At 67.6% G+C, this 15,022-nt stretch carries 16 protein-coding genes; 6 read left to right on the top strand and 10 right to left on the bottom strand.

Features of this window, described 5'->3' with window-relative positions:
- The first annotated feature begins 7 nt into the window (after positions 1 to 7).
- Positions 8 to 1,456: an aldehyde dehydrogenase gene (locus tag MAAFP003_RS26000; protein WP_096290477.1), complete on the top strand. Its 1,449-nt coding sequence runs from the start codon at positions 8 to 10 to the stop codon at positions 1,454 to 1,456.
- Here MAAFP003_RS26000 and MAAFP003_RS25995 read toward each other — a convergent pair whose 3' ends face one another.
- The gene (locus MAAFP003_RS25995) at positions 1,457 to 2,602 is read right to left on the bottom strand and encodes an LLM class flavin-dependent oxidoreductase (protein WP_096290476.1); all 1,146 of its coding nucleotides are present in this window, start codon (positions 2,600 to 2,602) and stop codon (positions 1,457 to 1,459) included.
- Positions 2,603 to 2,764: 162 nt separating this feature from the next.
- Here MAAFP003_RS25995 and MAAFP003_RS25990 point away from each other — a divergent pair, with 162 nt between their 5' ends.
- Both MAAFP003_RS25990 and MAAFP003_RS25985 read left to right on the top strand, forming a co-directional pair.
- Positions 2,765 to 3,151, top strand: a complete 387-nt coding sequence (locus tag MAAFP003_RS25990) for a PPOX class F420-dependent oxidoreductase (protein WP_096290475.1) — start codon at positions 2,765 to 2,767, stop codon at positions 3,149 to 3,151.
- 41 nt (positions 3,152 to 3,192) lie between these two features.
- Positions 3,193 to 3,585 (top strand): hypothetical protein, encoded by a 393-nt coding sequence (locus MAAFP003_RS25985; protein WP_096290474.1) that lies wholly within the window; start codon positions 3,193 to 3,195, stop codon positions 3,583 to 3,585.
- On the opposite strand, the gene MAAFP003_RS25980 is transcribed toward MAAFP003_RS25985, so the two are convergent.
- The 4 genes from MAAFP003_RS25980 to MAAFP003_RS25965 form a co-directional block, all read right to left on the bottom strand.
- Entirely contained in the window at positions 3,582 to 4,568 is a 987-nt protein-coding gene (locus MAAFP003_RS25980) for an SDR family NAD(P)-dependent oxidoreductase (protein ID WP_165796492.1), read from the bottom strand. The genes MAAFP003_RS25985 and MAAFP003_RS25980 overlap by 4 nt on opposite strands.
- A gap of 51 nt (positions 4,569 to 4,619) precedes the next feature.
- Positions 4,620 to 5,330, bottom strand: a complete 711-nt coding sequence (locus MAAFP003_RS25975; RefSeq protein WP_096290472.1) for a cutinase family protein — start codon at positions 5,328 to 5,330, stop codon at positions 4,620 to 4,622.
- 83 nt (positions 5,331 to 5,413) lie between these two features.
- A complete protein-coding gene (locus tag MAAFP003_RS25970) occupies positions 5,414 to 5,920 on the bottom strand; it encodes a nitroreductase family deazaflavin-dependent oxidoreductase (RefSeq protein ID WP_096290471.1) in 507 nt (168 codons plus the stop codon).
- A 158-nt stretch (positions 5,921 to 6,078) separates the two neighbouring features.
- Positions 6,079 to 6,252 carry a CsbD family protein gene (locus MAAFP003_RS25965; RefSeq protein ID WP_096290470.1) on the bottom strand — a complete coding sequence of 58 codons (174 nt, stop codon included), beginning with the start codon at positions 6,250 to 6,252 and terminating at the stop codon, positions 6,079 to 6,081.
- A gap of 184 nt (positions 6,253 to 6,436) precedes the next feature.
- Between MAAFP003_RS25965 and MAAFP003_RS25960 the strand changes: the two genes are divergently transcribed.
- Together MAAFP003_RS25960 and lipL are read left to right on the top strand one after the other, a co-directional pair.
- Complete coding sequence (locus MAAFP003_RS25960; protein WP_423790946.1) at positions 6,437 to 6,604, top strand: hypothetical protein; 168 nt, start codon at positions 6,437 to 6,439, stop codon at positions 6,602 to 6,604.
- 107 nt (positions 6,605 to 6,711) lie between these two features.
- Positions 6,712 to 8,007, top strand: coding sequence for an esterase/beta-lactamase LipL (lipL, locus tag MAAFP003_RS25955; RefSeq protein ID WP_096291430.1), 1,296 nt, complete (start codon positions 6,712 to 6,714; stop codon positions 8,005 to 8,007).
- On the opposite strand, the gene MAAFP003_RS25950 is transcribed toward lipL, so the two are convergent.
- The 3 genes from MAAFP003_RS25950 to MAAFP003_RS25940 are packed head-to-tail and all read right to left on the bottom strand — an operon-like array spanning position 8,004 to position 11,517.
- On the bottom strand, positions 8,004 to 9,059 hold the full coding sequence (locus MAAFP003_RS25950) for an NAD(P)H-dependent amine dehydrogenase family protein (RefSeq protein ID WP_096290468.1): 1,056 nt from the start codon (positions 9,057 to 9,059) through the stop codon (positions 8,004 to 8,006). The genes lipL and MAAFP003_RS25950 overlap by 4 nt on opposite strands.
- 29 nt (positions 9,060 to 9,088) lie before the next feature.
- Positions 9,089 to 10,201 (bottom strand): hypothetical protein, encoded by a 1,113-nt coding sequence (locus MAAFP003_RS25945; protein ID WP_096290467.1) that lies wholly within the window; start codon positions 10,199 to 10,201, stop codon positions 9,089 to 9,091.
- A complete protein-coding gene (locus MAAFP003_RS25940) occupies positions 10,198 to 11,517 on the bottom strand; it encodes a hypothetical protein (protein ID WP_096291429.1) in 1,320 nt (439 codons plus the stop codon). The genes MAAFP003_RS25945 and MAAFP003_RS25940 overlap by 4 nt, the downstream gene beginning before the upstream one ends.
- Positions 11,518 to 11,561: 44 nt before the next feature.
- Here MAAFP003_RS25940 and MAAFP003_RS25935 point away from each other — a divergent pair, with 44 nt between their 5' ends.
- Positions 11,562 to 11,906 carry a hypothetical protein gene (locus MAAFP003_RS25935; RefSeq protein WP_423790945.1) on the top strand — a complete coding sequence of 115 codons (345 nt, stop codon included), beginning with the start codon at positions 11,562 to 11,564 and terminating at the stop codon, positions 11,904 to 11,906.
- 3 nt (positions 11,907 to 11,909) lie between these two features.
- Here the strand turns inward: MAAFP003_RS25935 and MAAFP003_RS25930 are convergent, their stop codons facing one another.
- Together MAAFP003_RS25930 and MAAFP003_RS25925 are read right to left on the bottom strand one after the other, a co-directional pair.
- Entirely contained in the window at positions 11,910 to 13,274 is a 1,365-nt protein-coding gene (locus MAAFP003_RS25930; RefSeq protein WP_423790944.1) for a CHAT domain-containing protein, read from the bottom strand.
- On the bottom strand, positions 13,271 to 14,992 hold the full coding sequence (locus MAAFP003_RS25925; RefSeq protein ID WP_096290465.1) for a hypothetical protein: 1,722 nt from the start codon (positions 14,990 to 14,992) through the stop codon (positions 13,271 to 13,273). The genes MAAFP003_RS25930 and MAAFP003_RS25925 overlap by 4 nt, the downstream gene beginning before the upstream one ends.
- Positions 14,993 to 15,022 lie beyond the last annotated feature (30 nt).

Genomic DNA, 15,022 nt, shown 5'->3' with positions numbered 1-15,022 from the left:
GAGTTTCATGTACGACAGGGACCAGCTCTTCATCAACGGAAAGTGGGCCGCGCCGGTTGACGGCCGCGATTGCATCTCGGTGGTGTCCCCGCACAGTGAGGCCGTCATCGGCCACGCCGTCAGTGCCGGACCTGCGGACGTGAACCGCGCGGTCGACGCGGCCCGCGCGGCCTTCGACGCCGGGCCGTGGCCGCGGATGCAACCGGCCGAGCGCATCGAGGCAATCACCCGGCTGGCCGGCATCTACAACGAACGGCGAGCCGATATGGCCACGCTGATCTCGGCCGAGATCGGAGCTCCGATCACCTTCGCCAAGAGGGCGCAGGTTCGGCTGCCGCTCACCATGATGTCGGCGTTCTGCAATTTAGCGGCCGGTTACCAGTGGTGCCAAGATCGTCCCGGGCTGTACGGCAAGAACATCCGGATCCGCAAGCAGCCGGTAGGCGTCGTCGCCGCGGTGGTGCCGTGGAACATGCCGCAGTTCCTCACTGTCACGAAGGTGGTGCCGGCGTTGCTGGCCGGCTGCACGGTGGTGCTCAAGCCCGCGCCCGAGTCGGTGCTCGATGCGCAGCTGCTCGCGGATCTTGTTGCGGCAGCTGACCTTCCGCCCGGTGCGCTCAACGTGGTGCCAGGGGGGCGTGAGGTCGGCGAGCTGCTGGTGCGGCATCCGGGCGTCGACAAGGTGTCGTTCACCGGCTCTACCGCGGCCGGCCGACAAGTGGCCCTGGCGTGTGCCCAAGGGCTCAAGCAGGTCAGCCTCGAATTGGGCGGCAAGTCGGCGGCCGTCGTGCTCGACGACGCTGACCCTTCGGCCGTCGCGACCGGCATCCAAATGGCCAGCCTGGCCAACAGCGGGCAGGTCTGCAACGCGCTGAGCCGGATCCTGGTCCCGCACCAGCGCAAGGACGAATTCGTCGACGCGCTGGCCGCCGGAATGGCCTCGATGACCGTCGGTGACCCGGCCGATCCGGCCACCCAAATCGGTCCGCTGGCGGCCCAGCGCCAGCAGGAGCGGGTCCGCGGCTACATCGAGTCGGGCAAAAGCGAAGGGGCACGGGTGGTTACCGGCGGCAGTCAGATGCCCGATGGCCTCGACGCCGGTTGGTATGTGCGCCCGACGCTGTTCAGCGACGCGACCAACGACATGCGGATTGCGCGCGAGGAGATCTTCGGCCCGGTGCTGACGGTCATCTCCTACCGAGACGAGGATGAGGCGATCAGCATCGCCAACGACTCTGAATACGGGCTCGCCGGATCGGTGTTCACCGGTGACGTCGAACGCGGGTACGGCGTCGCGGCCCGGGTCAGGTCCGGAACCTTCGGCGTCAACGAGGGTTACATCATGGATCCGGCCGCCCCGTTCGGTGGCGTAAAGAACAGCGGATACGGCCGCGAGCTCGGCACCGAGGGAATCGACAGTTACACGGTGAGCCAGTCGATTTCGACGGCCGGCTGATCAAAGCTTTTTGAGGCCGCTGACGACCTTCCTGAACGGCATGACCGATGCCAGGCCTTTGCGCAGACTGCGCTGCAGCAGGCTCACATTGCTCATCACTAGGTAGCGCACTCCTGCGTCACGCCAGTGCGCGACCGTCTCGATGATCTCGTCGGGCGTTCCGTTGAGCAGGAACTCCCGCAGCACCGGCGGTGGAATCTTGGCTTGATGGGACAGGGCGGTTTGCTCGTCCCAGCCGTGCGGCACCAGATCCTGAGCGCCGGCGAAGCCCGCCCCGAGCGGGTGCTGCGCGCCGTGGCGAACGAAGACGTCGTCCGGTGCGTTGAGCCCGAATGCCCGCACTACTTCGGAGTCGAGGGCCTCGTCGACGTCGTCTCGGCTGCGGCCGGTCACGACGAACACCTGAAGCGCCGGGAGGATCGACAGGGGATCGCGACCGGCGTCGGACGCGGCCGAGCGGACCACGTCGAGTCGTTGCGTGTAGTCCTCCGGCAGGTGCGCAAAGCTCGGATAGTAGGCATCGGCGTAGCGTCCGGCGGCACGCAGCATCCGCGGACCATGCGCACCGATCCAGATCTCGGGCCACTTGCCGCGATACGGCGGCAGCTCGAACAGGGCATCCCGCAGGGGGAAGAACGGCGAATCCCGGTTGACCAGCTCGCCGCCCGAATTCCACAGTGCGCGGATGGTGGCCATCGCCTCCTCGAACCGGGCGACGGGCTTAGACCAGTCCACACCGTACGGCTCGTTTCCCTCGCGTTCGCCCGGGCCGATGCCCAGGATTGCCCTGCCCCGGCTGATCAGGTGCAGCGTCGCAGCGGCCTGCGCGGTCACCGCGGGGTTGCGCCGGCCGCTGTCGGTCACTCCTACGCCTAAGCGGAGGCGGCCGATCCGGTTGCGCGCCGCGATGTGCCCGAGCATCGTCCACGGCTCCATGGCCGCATCGATCTTGGGTATGAGTCTGGTTGCACCGCAATACTTTTGCTGCCAGAGCGAGCGCGGAAACAACTGATTGAGGTGATCAGGTACCCAGAAAGAGTCGACCCGGTCGGCGACTGCGCCGAGGTAATTGGCCCGGGTGAAGGCGGCTGCCGCAGACCTGGCCGCGAGGATCGGGTCCCCAACACCTACACGAAATCCAGTCATCGTCGGCCCTTCCGGCAACGTCGTCGAAGACGATTGGAGTATCGCCTGAATCGGTGGCATTTGCTCGATGAATACGGCCAGCCACCCTGATGATCGTCATGATTAGGGAATTAGGGATCGGGGAATGGTGTGAAAAACCATTCACTTACTTAAGGAACACCCGTGGCTCTGACATTTCAGGACGTCATTCAGTCCAAGTACCTGCTGTTGACCACATTCACCAAGGATGGTCGTCCGAAGCCCACGGCGATCTGGGGTGTTCCCGACGGCGACAAGCTTCTCGTCATCACCGACGACGGCTCCTGGAAAACCAAGCGGATCAACAACACGCCACGTGTGACGGTCGCCAAGAGTGGGGCGCTGGGCAAACCCAAGAGCGAAGAGGTCGAGGGGGTCGCCCGCGTGCTGCCGAAGTCCGAGACGCAGCGGGTCTACAACGCCGTGCTGAAGCGGTACTGGTATCACGCCCCGTGGTTCTACGTGCACTCGATTGTGCGCGGCGGCATCGATAAGGTCCACGTCGGCCTCGAGATCAAACCCGCCGAATAGCAACACTTCCCGGCGTGCAGCGCCGCGGTTAGGGTTGACCGGTGGCACCGGATTCGACCCGAACGTCGTCGCCGGTTCTGGCACTGGTCGCGGCGGCCCGCGTCGGTGTGGGAGCCGCGATGTTGCTGGCGCCCGATCGATTCTTCAAACCGGATTCGGGGACAGAGACGCTGCTGATGCAAACGATCGGGATTCGGGACCTGGTCATCGGGTCGGGTGCCTGCGCCGCGTTGTTGCGCGGTGGCGACGGTGACTTCCGGCGCTGGGCGGCCTTCGGCTTGATCAGCGACAGCGCCGACCTGCTGCTCGGGCTGCGCAGCCGGCCCATCGTCGGAACCAAGAGCGCGATGATCGCCACGCTGGCACCCGTGCCGTTCGTCGGCGCCGGTGTGCGCGGCTTCGTCCGCAGCTTCGGAAAGGGCCGGCAGCCTTAGCTGTCGGCGCGGCGCAGCGCATCGATGGTGTCGGCCACCGTTTCGCGCGGATCCCGGTAGGTGATGCCGAGCTCCTTTTCGCTTGGCGAATCGTCCGACGCCGGCATCTGCGTGTAGTACTGCATCCCCGCCGCGGTGAACGGCGTGTTGAACGGCAGGTAGGGCGTCGCGATATCGAGAACCGCCCCCGCCGCGCGAATTATGGTGTCGGGAACCGGCACCGCGACCATCGGAGTGTCAGCCACTTCGCCGAACATGCTGGCCAGCTCGCTGACAGCGACACGGTGACCGCCGGCCATGTAGCGTCGCGGCCCGCGCCCGGGTTCCAGCAGCGCCACGTGCAGCGCGGCCACGTCGCGGGCATCGACGATCAGCCAAGCCGCTCCCCGCCCGGGTACCACATGCAGGTCCAGCAGCGACTTCACGCCTTGGCCGGCTTCGCCGTACTGATTGCCGACCGGCGGCCCAAGCACCATCCCGGGATAGGTGATGTTCACCGGCGCGCCGGCGTCCTGCAGGCCGCGGGCGTAGATCTCGACCTGGGCCTTGGACTTTCCGTAGCCGTCGGCCCCGCCGACCACCGGCAAGTCTGCCGACAGTGTCTCCAAGTGGGGGTGAAACAGCGCGGTGAAGCTGGACACGTGCACGATCGGGTCCAGGCCGAGTTCGACCGCCTGGCCGAGCACGTTCTGCGCGCCCTGCATGTTGGTGGTCAGCATCTCGTTGGTCTGCCGGGGATCGGTTGCCACCAGGGCGGCGCTGTGCACGACGGCGTCGCATCCCTGAAACGCTTCGCGCACCGAGACGCGATCGGTGATGTCCCCGACGGCAAAGTCCGACACGTCGACGCCGAGCTTCGCGACCGAGGTGTGTAGCCGATCCGGGTTGCGTACCAGGAACCGCACCGAGTGCCCCGCGTCCGCGATGGCCTTGGCGGTCCACCCACCCACAAATCCAGTACCGCCGGTTATCAGAATTCGCACGCAGCGATTCTGCAAGGCTGGCCGGCCGCGGGGCAACCGGCAGTGCGTTAACTACAGGTGGCTGGCCACGAAGCTCGCGGCTTGGCCCGTCATGCCGTTCACGACATACGACGCGTGCGCCGCGCCGTCGCTGCCGCCGCCGCAGATCGGATCGCCGGGAGCGCACAGCTGCAGTGTCTTGGGCTGGTAGAGCGGGCCGATCGCGATGTCCGGCGCGCCGTAGTGCTCCAGGAATTGATTCGACGGCGTGCCGAAGAGCGTGACGGCGGCGACGTGGTTGGCGATGTCCGACGGCATCGGCGCTGGGACCGAAGCGGCGGGTACGCCCTTCGGCACGGCCGACGACGTGACGAACCCGGCCACGGCAGCGCCCTGCGAGAAACCCCCGAGCACCTCCTTGGTCTTCGGGCAGCTGGCCGCCATCGACTCGATGTGCGAGCTGGCGTCACGAATGCCGTCGATGAATGTCGCCGGGAAGTCTGGGCTGCCGAAGTCGCTGCTGGCGGGGTAGTTCACCGGGTACACCGTCATGCTGCGTCCACCGAGCTGCCCGCGCAGCGCGTCGACGAAGCCGGACCCGATGCCACCGACACCCGGCGGCTCGCTGGTGCCCCGGGCAAAGACCAGTTCGACGTCAGGACAGTCGGCGTTGGCCGTGGGCGCGTAGCCACTGACCAGCACGGCCGTCGCCAGCAGCGCGGCCGCCGCACCGGCCGCCGCGAGCCTGCGTATCCGGCCATCGATCACGTTCAAGAAATTCATGCGTATCCCACCGTGGTTGTCCTGACTTTGCTTTACCTGTATTCGATGCAGGTAGCGGTAAGGATTGCCCAAAGCGCCATCTCTCAATCGCCACGGGGGCGCAGGCGCAATACCGGGATGTGGCGGCCGATTGCCGCGGTCGCGGCGCGGTAGTCGCTGTAGCCCGGGTAGGAGCGTTCGGCGAGACCATAGAGCCGCTCGTACTCCGCGGGATCGGTGACCTCGGTGGCCAGGAAGCGCTCGCCGCCCAGTTCGCACTCGGGGTGGGCTTTGAGGTTGTAATACCAATTCGGGTGCGTGGTCCCGCCGAAGTTGGAGGCGACCGCGATCACGTCACGACCGTCGTGGAAATAGGAGATTTGAGCCTGCCGCGGCTGCCCGGTCTTAGCGCCCGTCATGTGCAGTGTCGCCGATGGCACAGCAAACATTCCCCATGACACCTTGTCGTGGGACACCCGCATCAGCCACGGATCTGTCCTCGCCGCGATCCGTTGTGCCAGAAACTTTCCCGCACCGCTACGGGCAAACTTCGTCATCGCGCGAGTGAACGCCGTGGTCCGGCGCTGTGGGTCGACAATCGGTAGCGGCATCAATCGACGATAATCCGGTCTGCCGGGATGTGGGCGTCTTCTGGGCGACCCCGGGTGCCAATCGGACGACCGGATGCTCGGACGCGCGCGAATGTCCCCAGAAAAAGACCAGCAGGTTTACCGGCGTCTTCAGTAAACCTGCTGGTCGAGAATCGTAACTACTTCTTGAAGGCGTCCTTGACCTTCTCGCCCGCGTCCTTGAGGCTGGACTTCGCCTGGTCCGCGCGACCCTCGTTCTTGGTGCTGTCGTCCCCGGTGACCTTGCCAAGGGCTTCCTTGGCCTGGCCGCCGAGATCCTCGATTTTGTTCTTGATCTTGTCTTCGGCACTCATTCGCTTGCGCTCCCTTTCTCGCACGACGTGGTTCTCGTGCTGGCTACCCCCCAATGGTTGATTCCAAAACCCGGTAGCCGGGTTCGAGTCGTGTTTTGAGTCGGCGGCGGTTCACGCGACGCCGTGTCATGGCTGGCAAACAGCCAGCCGGCCCGGCGGCCGTGGCATGGATCACAATGGTCCGATGAGCACCGCAACGGTGGTGGCGATAGTCGTAGTGCTGATGCTGCTGGGCCTGGGCATCGTGATCAATCAGCTGCTGCGGCTGAGGAAGTATTTGGGGCAGCCGCCCCCCGACCATTTGCCCGATGTGGACGGCCGTGAGCCCCCCGAGCGCGAGCCGACCGGGTGATTTTCAGGCCTCTGCTCGACTGATAGCTTCAATCCCGTAATCGCACCTCATCGGGGAGGGGCCGCCGCGGCGGTAGCTGCCCGATGCGCACCAGGCTCGGGGGCACCATGACTCTGCTGGTAACTGACGACGGTCTGCCCCGTGGCGTGTCCGGGGCTGCCGATCCGCATTTCGCGAACGTCATCAAGAAGTTCGCGCAGCAATTTCCGGGACGGCGGCTCGGCGGGGGAGCACTGTCGGTGTACATCGACGGCGTTCCCGTCGTCGACGTCTGGATGGGGTGGTCGGACCGCGCCGGTACGCAGCCCTGGACCGCCGACACGGGAGCGATGGTGTTCTCGGCGACCAAGGGCGTCGCGTCGACGGTGATCCATCGGCTGGCCGATCGGGGCTTGTTGTCCTACGACGACCCCGTCGCCGAGCACTGGCCGGAGTTCGGCGCCAACGGAAAGGCCGACATCACGGTGCGCGACGTCTTGCGCCATCGCGCCGGGCTGTCGCATCTGCGGGGTGTCACCAAGGCGGAGTTGATGGACCACTTGGCCATGGAGGCTCGGCTGGCCGCCGCGCCGGTGGATCACCTGCGGGGCGTGCAGGCCTATCACGCGCTGACCTACGGCTGGCTGTTGTCCGGGCTGGCCCGTGCGGTCACGGGCAAAGGCATGCGGGAGCTGATCCGTCAGGAGGTTGCCCGCCCGCTGAACACCGACGGCCTGCATCTGGGCCGGCCGCCGCAGGGATCGCCGACGCAGCCGGCGCAGATCCTGATGCCACAGAAGCTCGTCGTGCGGACCCCGGTGCTCAACTTCATCGCCCCTCGGGTGGCCAATATGCGCTACTCCGGAGCGCTGGGCGCGATGTACTTCCCCGGAATCATGTCGTTGATGCAGGGCGACACCCCGTTTCTGGACGGCGAGATCCCCGCGGCCAACGGTGTGGTGACCGGCCGCGCGCTGGCCAAGGTGTACGCCGTGCTGGCCAACGACGGCCGCATCGACGGCAAGAAGTACCTGTCCAAGGAATTGGCACGCGGGCTGACCGGGCGAGCACGCATCAAGTGGCCGGACGCAAACATGGTGGTGCCCATGCCTTTTCACCTCGGTTATCACGAGTCGCCGGTGCCCGGTCTGTTGCACGGGTTTGGGCACGTGGGTCTGGGCGGGACACTCGGCTGGGCCGACCCCGAGGTGGGCGGGTCGTTCGGCTACGTACACAACCGGTTGTTGACGTCACGGGTGTTCGACATGGGATCGTTCGCCGGGCTGGCCGGGCCGCTGCGCGCCGCGATGGAGGCCGCCCGGCACCAAGGACCGATGGAGGTGCCCCAGTTGGGCGCGACCTACCCCAGGCCCGGCCGGCGGCGGGCGGCCGCGCCGGCCCGGGCCGCGTCCGGCGAGGGTTAGACCTTCGCGAAGCCGCGGGGCAGCGTCAGCGGCAGATCGGCGTACGTGGCGATACCGGGCGCGGCGGCGACCACGGCGGGAATCGCGTTGATCGCGGGTACCGCGGTCATGATGTGGCCGAGGTCCATGAACTCCTCGAGCGTCGTCGCCTCGAAGTACGGCGGCGGCAGGAAGCCGACCTTGGTCGTCACCGTCGGCTGACCGTCGATCTGGATCACCCAGCCGTCCTGCTCGATCTTCCAGTCGGGTTCCAGTGTCTGGCCCTTGCGCCACCGGACGTTCAGGTCGATCAAGGTCTTGCCGTTGACGACGCCCTGCCAGCTGATGTAGGTACCCGCGACGTGTCCGGCCGGGATGGTCCACGACGCCATCTCGAGATCGGCTGTGGTTTGGGCGAATTCGGCGACGCACGTGATCTCGTCGAGCTCGACGCCGAGCGCGTCGGCCACCAGCCGGACGGCCTCGCCGAAGATGGCGGTGCCCTTGGCCGCCATCGCCTGCAGGTCCGGGTGGTCGATCGGCTGCCCGAAGCCCACCGGCTTCTCGGTCTCCGGGGAGTCGTAGAACGTGGTGTCGGCGGCCTCGTTGACGGTGACCTTGTCGACGCGGTTGCACACCATCGCCGAGACGATGGCGAGCAGCTCGGCGAAGCCCGGGCTGACCCCGGACCCGAAGATCGTGGCGCCGCCCTTTTCGCAGGCCTCGAGGAGCCGGTCGCGGCCGTCGCCCAGGTTGTGGCCGGTGATGAATGACGCCGTGGTCACCACGTTGACGCCGGCCGACAGGATCGCGACCAGCTCGTCGACGTTGATCCACATCGGGTTGTAGACCACGCAGTCCGGTTTGAGGGCGAGCAGCGCGTCGACGTCATTGGTCGCCGCGACCCCCAGCGGGGGGATGCCGACCAATTCGCCGGCGTCCTTGCCCACCTTGTCCGGCGACCAGGCGAAGCACCCGACCAGTTCCAGGATGGGGTTGTCGGCGATCGACTTGAGCGAGCTCTTGCCCACGTTTCCGGTGTTCCACTGAACGACTCGATAGTTGTTTGGCACTCGCTCAGCATAGGGAATTGTTCGCACGCTTAATAGGCGGACTCCGACGCCAGAATCTCGGCCAGATACGCGTCCGCCGGCGGCCGGTCCAGCCGGGCGTGCGCCCAACGGCGGATCCGGTCCCGGGTCTCGCGGGTCTCGTTCGTGTCGCCCCCGACGATCACCTCGGTCGCCGTCCAATCGTGATCCCAGGCGGCGGACTCGGTGATCGGCTGGCCCCGCGCGCCGAGCAGGGGGAGGATCGCGCGGCCCTCGCCGTCCAGGGCCCCGGTGCCGCTTATCGCGCCGGACCGCAATCGCACCGCGACGCCCGACGGCAGGTCCGGCCCGACGATCGCCGCGCGCACCACCGCCCCCGCGGTCTCGACGCTCCAGTCGACGGTGTTCTCGCCGGCGTCGAAGATGGCCGGGGGTACCGCGGTCCAGTTGATGGACGCGACGCCCCGGGCGATCGATGTGCCGCGCGGACCCGCGTCGGCCCCCGCGGCCAGCGCGTAGTCGTCGCGGCGGCCGCTCGGGATCGCTGACAACGTACTCGAATCATCAAGGGCGGCAATCAGTTCCGCCCAGGCATCGTCGTCCACCCCGACCTCGTCGGCCAGCTCGGCGCCCGCGCGCACCAGGTTCACGATCCGGGCATCGTCACTGCGGATATGGGTGAACAACGCCGCGGCGTGCGGCGTCAGCAGGCCGGTGACGTCCGAGTCCAGCGTGTCGTCGGCGAAGAAGTCCTGCGCGCCGGCGGTCAGCAGGGCGACCTCGACGTCGAGCAGCGCGCGGTCCAGGCCCGCGATGCCGTCCCGCTGGCTCGCCGGCCACCAGCGCCGCAGCCAATGCCCGACGGCCAGCCGGCGCAGCGGGTCGACCGAACCGGGCACGATGTCGACGCCGGCGAGCTCGGTCATGCCGTCCGTCGCGTCCGCGGCAGCGGCCAGCGCGACATGGCCGGCCTCGCCGAACACGCGCCACAGCCAGTCCGCGCGCGACAGATCGGTGAAGGTGATCTGGGTTCGCTCGTCGCCGGGGGGATCGTCGATCGTCCAGGACAGCACGGCGCCGCTGACTTCCAGCACCGCGGCCAGCGGTGTCGGGGCGCTGGCGGGCCCGACGGTCCAAAGGCCGGACTCGGCAACCAACTTCATCCGGCCACCTGCAATTCCAGCATCGACTTGATTCGCTGGCGGTGATCCAGGCTCACCGATCGCGCGACGCCCTCCAGCAGCGACCGCATCTCGTCGACGTCCTCGCAGGACTCCTGCCAGACGTCACGCCCGTGCAGTCGAGCCCACAGCCGACTCAGGTACGGCGGCGCATACGCCGCGAGGTCGTCGACCACCTGGCGTTGCCGCGGATGCATCGGGCCGCCCTCGGCGAGGTAGCGCCGGGCGTGCAGCACGTACGCTTCCTTACGGAGCCGCGCCTGGATCTGCGCCGCCAGCGCATAGCGGCTCGTGACGGATCGGTCCAGCGGCGCCAGCTCGACCGCGACCTCGATGCCGGCCACCAGGGTGGCCTGCTTGTCCTCCGAGAGCAGCCCCCACGGAGCACAGGCGCGGTCGACCTCTTCTTCACATAGCAACGGGATGTCGGGCAGTGCGTCGCGGTCCAGGGCGCGGCGCAGCGTCGCGCGCACCCGGTCCACCACGCTGCGATCCAGCGGACGATCGCCGTCGGCGCCGCCCGCGATGCACGGGGGACGTTGCGGTGCAACCGAACTCAAGCCCAGCTTGACGATCGACCAGGGCAGGTCGGCCGATTCGACACGGACCAGAGCGCCCAGGTTGTACGGGGTGGTGTCGCTGATCATGGCCGACCAGACGCGCTGGCGTGCGGTCGCGGCGCGGTGGCCGTGGGCCGGCCCGAGTACCGTACCCAGCTCAGCCAGGAACGGACCCGTTACGATCTCGGACGCCTGCACGTCACGCCAGCTGTGTTCGAGCTGATCGGCAAGCGTGGCAACGACATCCTGGGCGGCCACGTATTGATGCAAGACTTCGATCGCGGTGCGGTCGCGGCCCTGGTGAATCTCGCCGAGCACGGTGGCCGCGGTCTCGCGATCCTCCGGCGCCGGTGCGCCTTTGGTGACCGCCAGCTCGTAGCAGACCGGGAAATAGAGCTCCTGGGCGTTCCCGGAACGGATCCGCTGCCTGCGGCGCTCGAGTTTGAGGACCTCGAACCACGCTGCGGCCGAGCGCAATTCGGATGCGCTGCCCACGATCAGTTCGTGCATTGCCGCGGCGGTGTCGGGGGCGACCACCGGGGCGGAATACTGCGGATTGGACCGCAGCCGCAGCACCAGCGGGTCGATGATGCGTTTGACGGTTCGGGTCAATGGTCCGCCGTCGTCGCTGCTGAGCACCTCGACTCCGAGTCCGATCGCCCGCCACGCCTGGTCGATCACCGACCGGCGTGGATGACCTGCGGCCACGGTGGTGGCCAGCTGCGGGTCCGCGCTCATCAGCACAGGATAGGGGCATTTCACAGATACCCCTAGCCAAAAAGTTGGGTTCGGTAGCCGCCCGGCACCCCGACGCTGGATGCATGAAGAAGCTGATGACATCGCCTTACCGACTGGCATTCTGGCGGCACGGCAACGCCGAGGGCCGCACCGTCGGCGTCGGCACCGTGCGCACGGTGGCCGGCGAGCGGCAGGTTTTCATCGAAGTGGTCGCCGTGTCGGGCGAGACGTTCATCGGCCGACTGGCGCGCTGCGAGGACGACCTGGACGTGTCGGTGCTGCGGCCAGGCCTTGTGGTTCTGGTCGCGTTCGATCCCGCTGCCCGCGAAGAGCTTTCGCTGCCCGACGACGTGTTGGCCGTTCATGCGTCGTGGCTGGCCGCGGTCTGAGTGCTAGCGTGCGCCGTCGACCGCGAAGGTGACCAGCGCCGCCCAGTACAGCGGATTGGCGGACAGGTCGCCGTCGCGCCAGCGCCGCATCTGTTCGCGCTGCCATCGATTGACCGCGCACCCCGCCTCGGCGGCCTCGTGTGCGCGGTCCACGGCGACGACCACATCGGACATCGGATCGGCCGCATCACCGGCGTCAGCGGCGAACTGACGGTAGGCGGCAGTGGTGGGCAGCGACCACAGCGTGGCGGTCACCAACTGTGCGCCGCCGAGGATCATCGCCGCGACCAGACCGGTCGCCTCGTCGAATCGGTAGTCCCCGCCGGACCCGCAGGCCAGCAGGGCCACCCGCGGCGGCATCGGCAGCCGCAGCGCCATCAGGTCCGACGCGGTGAGCGGGCGGTGGTCCCCGATGGTGTCGGCGTCGCCCCGCGCCGCCGCCGTACACGCGAGATGCAGGGCCGCGCGGTCGGCCTGGGTGGCGTGATCATGTTGTGCGTCAGCAGAACTCGCGTGGCCGACGTAGAGCAGCCTGCTGGGGGCCCGCGCCAGCAGGCCAGCCAGCCAGCCGCGGTCGGCGTCCTGACGGCGGAACAGTTCGACCGCCCCGTCGACTCCGGGCAAGACCGCGCGGTTGCCCATCAGTTCGGCGAAGTGGCGGGCCAACGGCGTTTCCGCGGACGGCTTGCCGAGCACCGAACCGAGTGCGGAGTCGGGCCGTTGCCCCGGTACCCGCGGGTCGAGGACCAGCACCGGTGGACCGTTCTGACGGGCATCCCATCGCGCCGGGGCGCGTGGCGCGTGCACGATGTTGGCCGGCACCGCCATCAGCACGTCGACCAACTCCATCAGTCGATGGCCGTCGGTATGGTCGGCGATATTCGCGAGCTGCCAAGGGATCCGGGCGGCCACCCGACCGCTGGACGTGATGGCGTCCTGGCGAGCACGCACCAATTCCTCTTTGCTGGGGCCCGATTTCGGTACCGCCAGCAACCCCCACGGGACGCGGGCCAACCGCGCGCTGGGGGCCACAAACAACGTGGCGCGCGGCGAGGACACACACTCGTCGAGCAGTTGCCAGCCCTGCGCCGAAATCAGCAGTACACCCAGGATGTAGGCGACGGTGAGTTCGGTGTCCGGATTCGCGAAAGGGCCAGTGGCCAAAGCACGCTCGATGGCGTCGCGACGGCTCTCGGTGCCATGCGGCTCGGGGATGGCCTCAGTCAGTTCTTCGAGGGCCGCCAGCAGCAGCGGTTCTTCCACCACCCAGGTGACGGTCCGTGATGGCTGTCCGATGATCCGCAGGCTGCCGTAGGTCGCGATCCCCACGTCGGCGTAGCGCAGGACCAGAGTGAGCCGGTCGCTCATGGCCAGGTCGACCAGGGGGCTTCGGCGGCGGTGACGTCGCGGCCGTAGCGCTGCAGCGCCAGGGCGCGGTAGTGGCTCATGATCGGCGGGCTGTCCGGCTGCATCTGTAACGGCGGCAGCGGGCCGAGTCTGGTGAGTGAACGTCCGGCCGCCGGCGGACCGGCCGCGGCCAGCGCCGGTTCCAGGTCGGCGTCGACCAGCACCGTGGCGGTGCCCGTAGACGCCCACTCGCCGATGGCCGGACGCTGCGGATCGTTGTCGAAAGTGCCGCGCGCACTGTGGTATTCGACGAGCTCACTGATCAGTTGGGTGTTCTCCCACTCGTACGCGACGGCGAAGGCCCCGGCCAGGATGGGTGCCGAAATGCTGGTTGCCCAGCGCGCTCGCGCGTCGGCGTCGGCGATCGAAAACCGCACGGAGTCGACCGCGAGCGCTGCCGGTACCTTGAGCTCGGCGGCCTGTTCGAGTTTTTCCATGCCGCGCCAGTATTCGGGAGTTCCGACCTCGCCCTTCAGGATGCCGAGTCCCTCGGCCTGCCGCGCCTCGGTTTCCTCCAGCGTTTCGCCGGGGTCGCCCGAACTGTCGAAACCCAGGTCCGCCAAGGCATCCGCGCGCCACACCGTGCCCAGATGACTGTCCAGTTGGGCGTACTGCAGCCAGCTGCTGCGTGGTGAGGAGTCGAGCAGTTCCCGGGCCTGGGCAATCAACTCGACAGCGTCGGCGAACTTACTCCAGAAGATCGCTATCCAACTGCGCTGCAACAGGATACGGTGCAGGTGTAATGGCTTGCCCAGCTCGCGCCAGTGCCGCTCGGCATGCCCCCAGCATTCGTCGGCGCCTTCCAGCGCGCCGGATGCCAACCGGGTGAGCCCCATGTACAGCCAGCACCGTGCGACGTCGTGTGCTCGCTCATATCTTGCGATGACGGGATACGCCTCGGAGACCAGCTGCTCGGTCCCCGCGTGATCACTGACCAGCCAGCGCGCCGCCGCACGCTCCAATTGCGTTCTGGCCTCGGCTAATTCCCACCCGCGCTTCTTCGCCCGCGCTCCGGCTCGACGCAGCCAGGGTTCGGCTTCGCTCAGCCGGCCGGTCTCGACGCAGAATCTGCCGTATCCGGTGGACGCGTCCACCCGCAGCTGGTCGTCGAATTCGTCGTCGCCCAAGCGATCGATCGCATCAACCACGCTCTCCCACAACGGAACCGATCGAACATGCAGGTCGTCGTCGCACAACGCTGTTGCGCACAACAGTTGCGCGTGCACGATCAGGCGGGCGTGCTCGTCGGCCAGCTCGGGAAACGTCGCGTCGGACCGGCTCAACTCGGCCAGCGCCGTCTCGGCGCCTTCGTGGTCGCCCAGCGCGGCGGTCATCCCGGTCTGCAGGAACTGCGCTCGTCGCGAATAGCGACGGATCATCCGCGCGATGTCGGCTGCCGGCATCGTCACCGAAGCGGCGGCTTCGGGCATCGTGCCGGCCAAGACTGCGGAGTAGATCGCCAGGCAGTCGCGGATGCGCCGGATGCACTCGTGCACTCCGTCATTCGCGCCCCGCGACAGGTAGATACCGCCCAGCTGAGCGAAGACCTCCAGGACCAAGTCGTCACGGTCTTCGCGCTCGATCGCGGGCACCAGGGACAGCAACAGGTCCCGGGCGCCGGTCTCGTCGGCGACCAGTGTCAGGCGGCGTGCTCGCTCTAATTCGCCGGAGATCGACACGGCTGCATCATAAGTCTCGGGACAGCCCGG

It is taken from the genome of Mycobacterium ahvazicum (genome assembly GCF_900176255.2).
In the GTDB taxonomy this organism is placed as follows: domain Bacteria; phylum Actinomycetota; class Actinomycetes; order Mycobacteriales; family Mycobacteriaceae; genus Mycobacterium; species Mycobacterium ahvazicum.
Note: the sequence above shows the minus strand (reverse complement) of the source record. Positions and strands in the feature narration are given on the sequence as shown.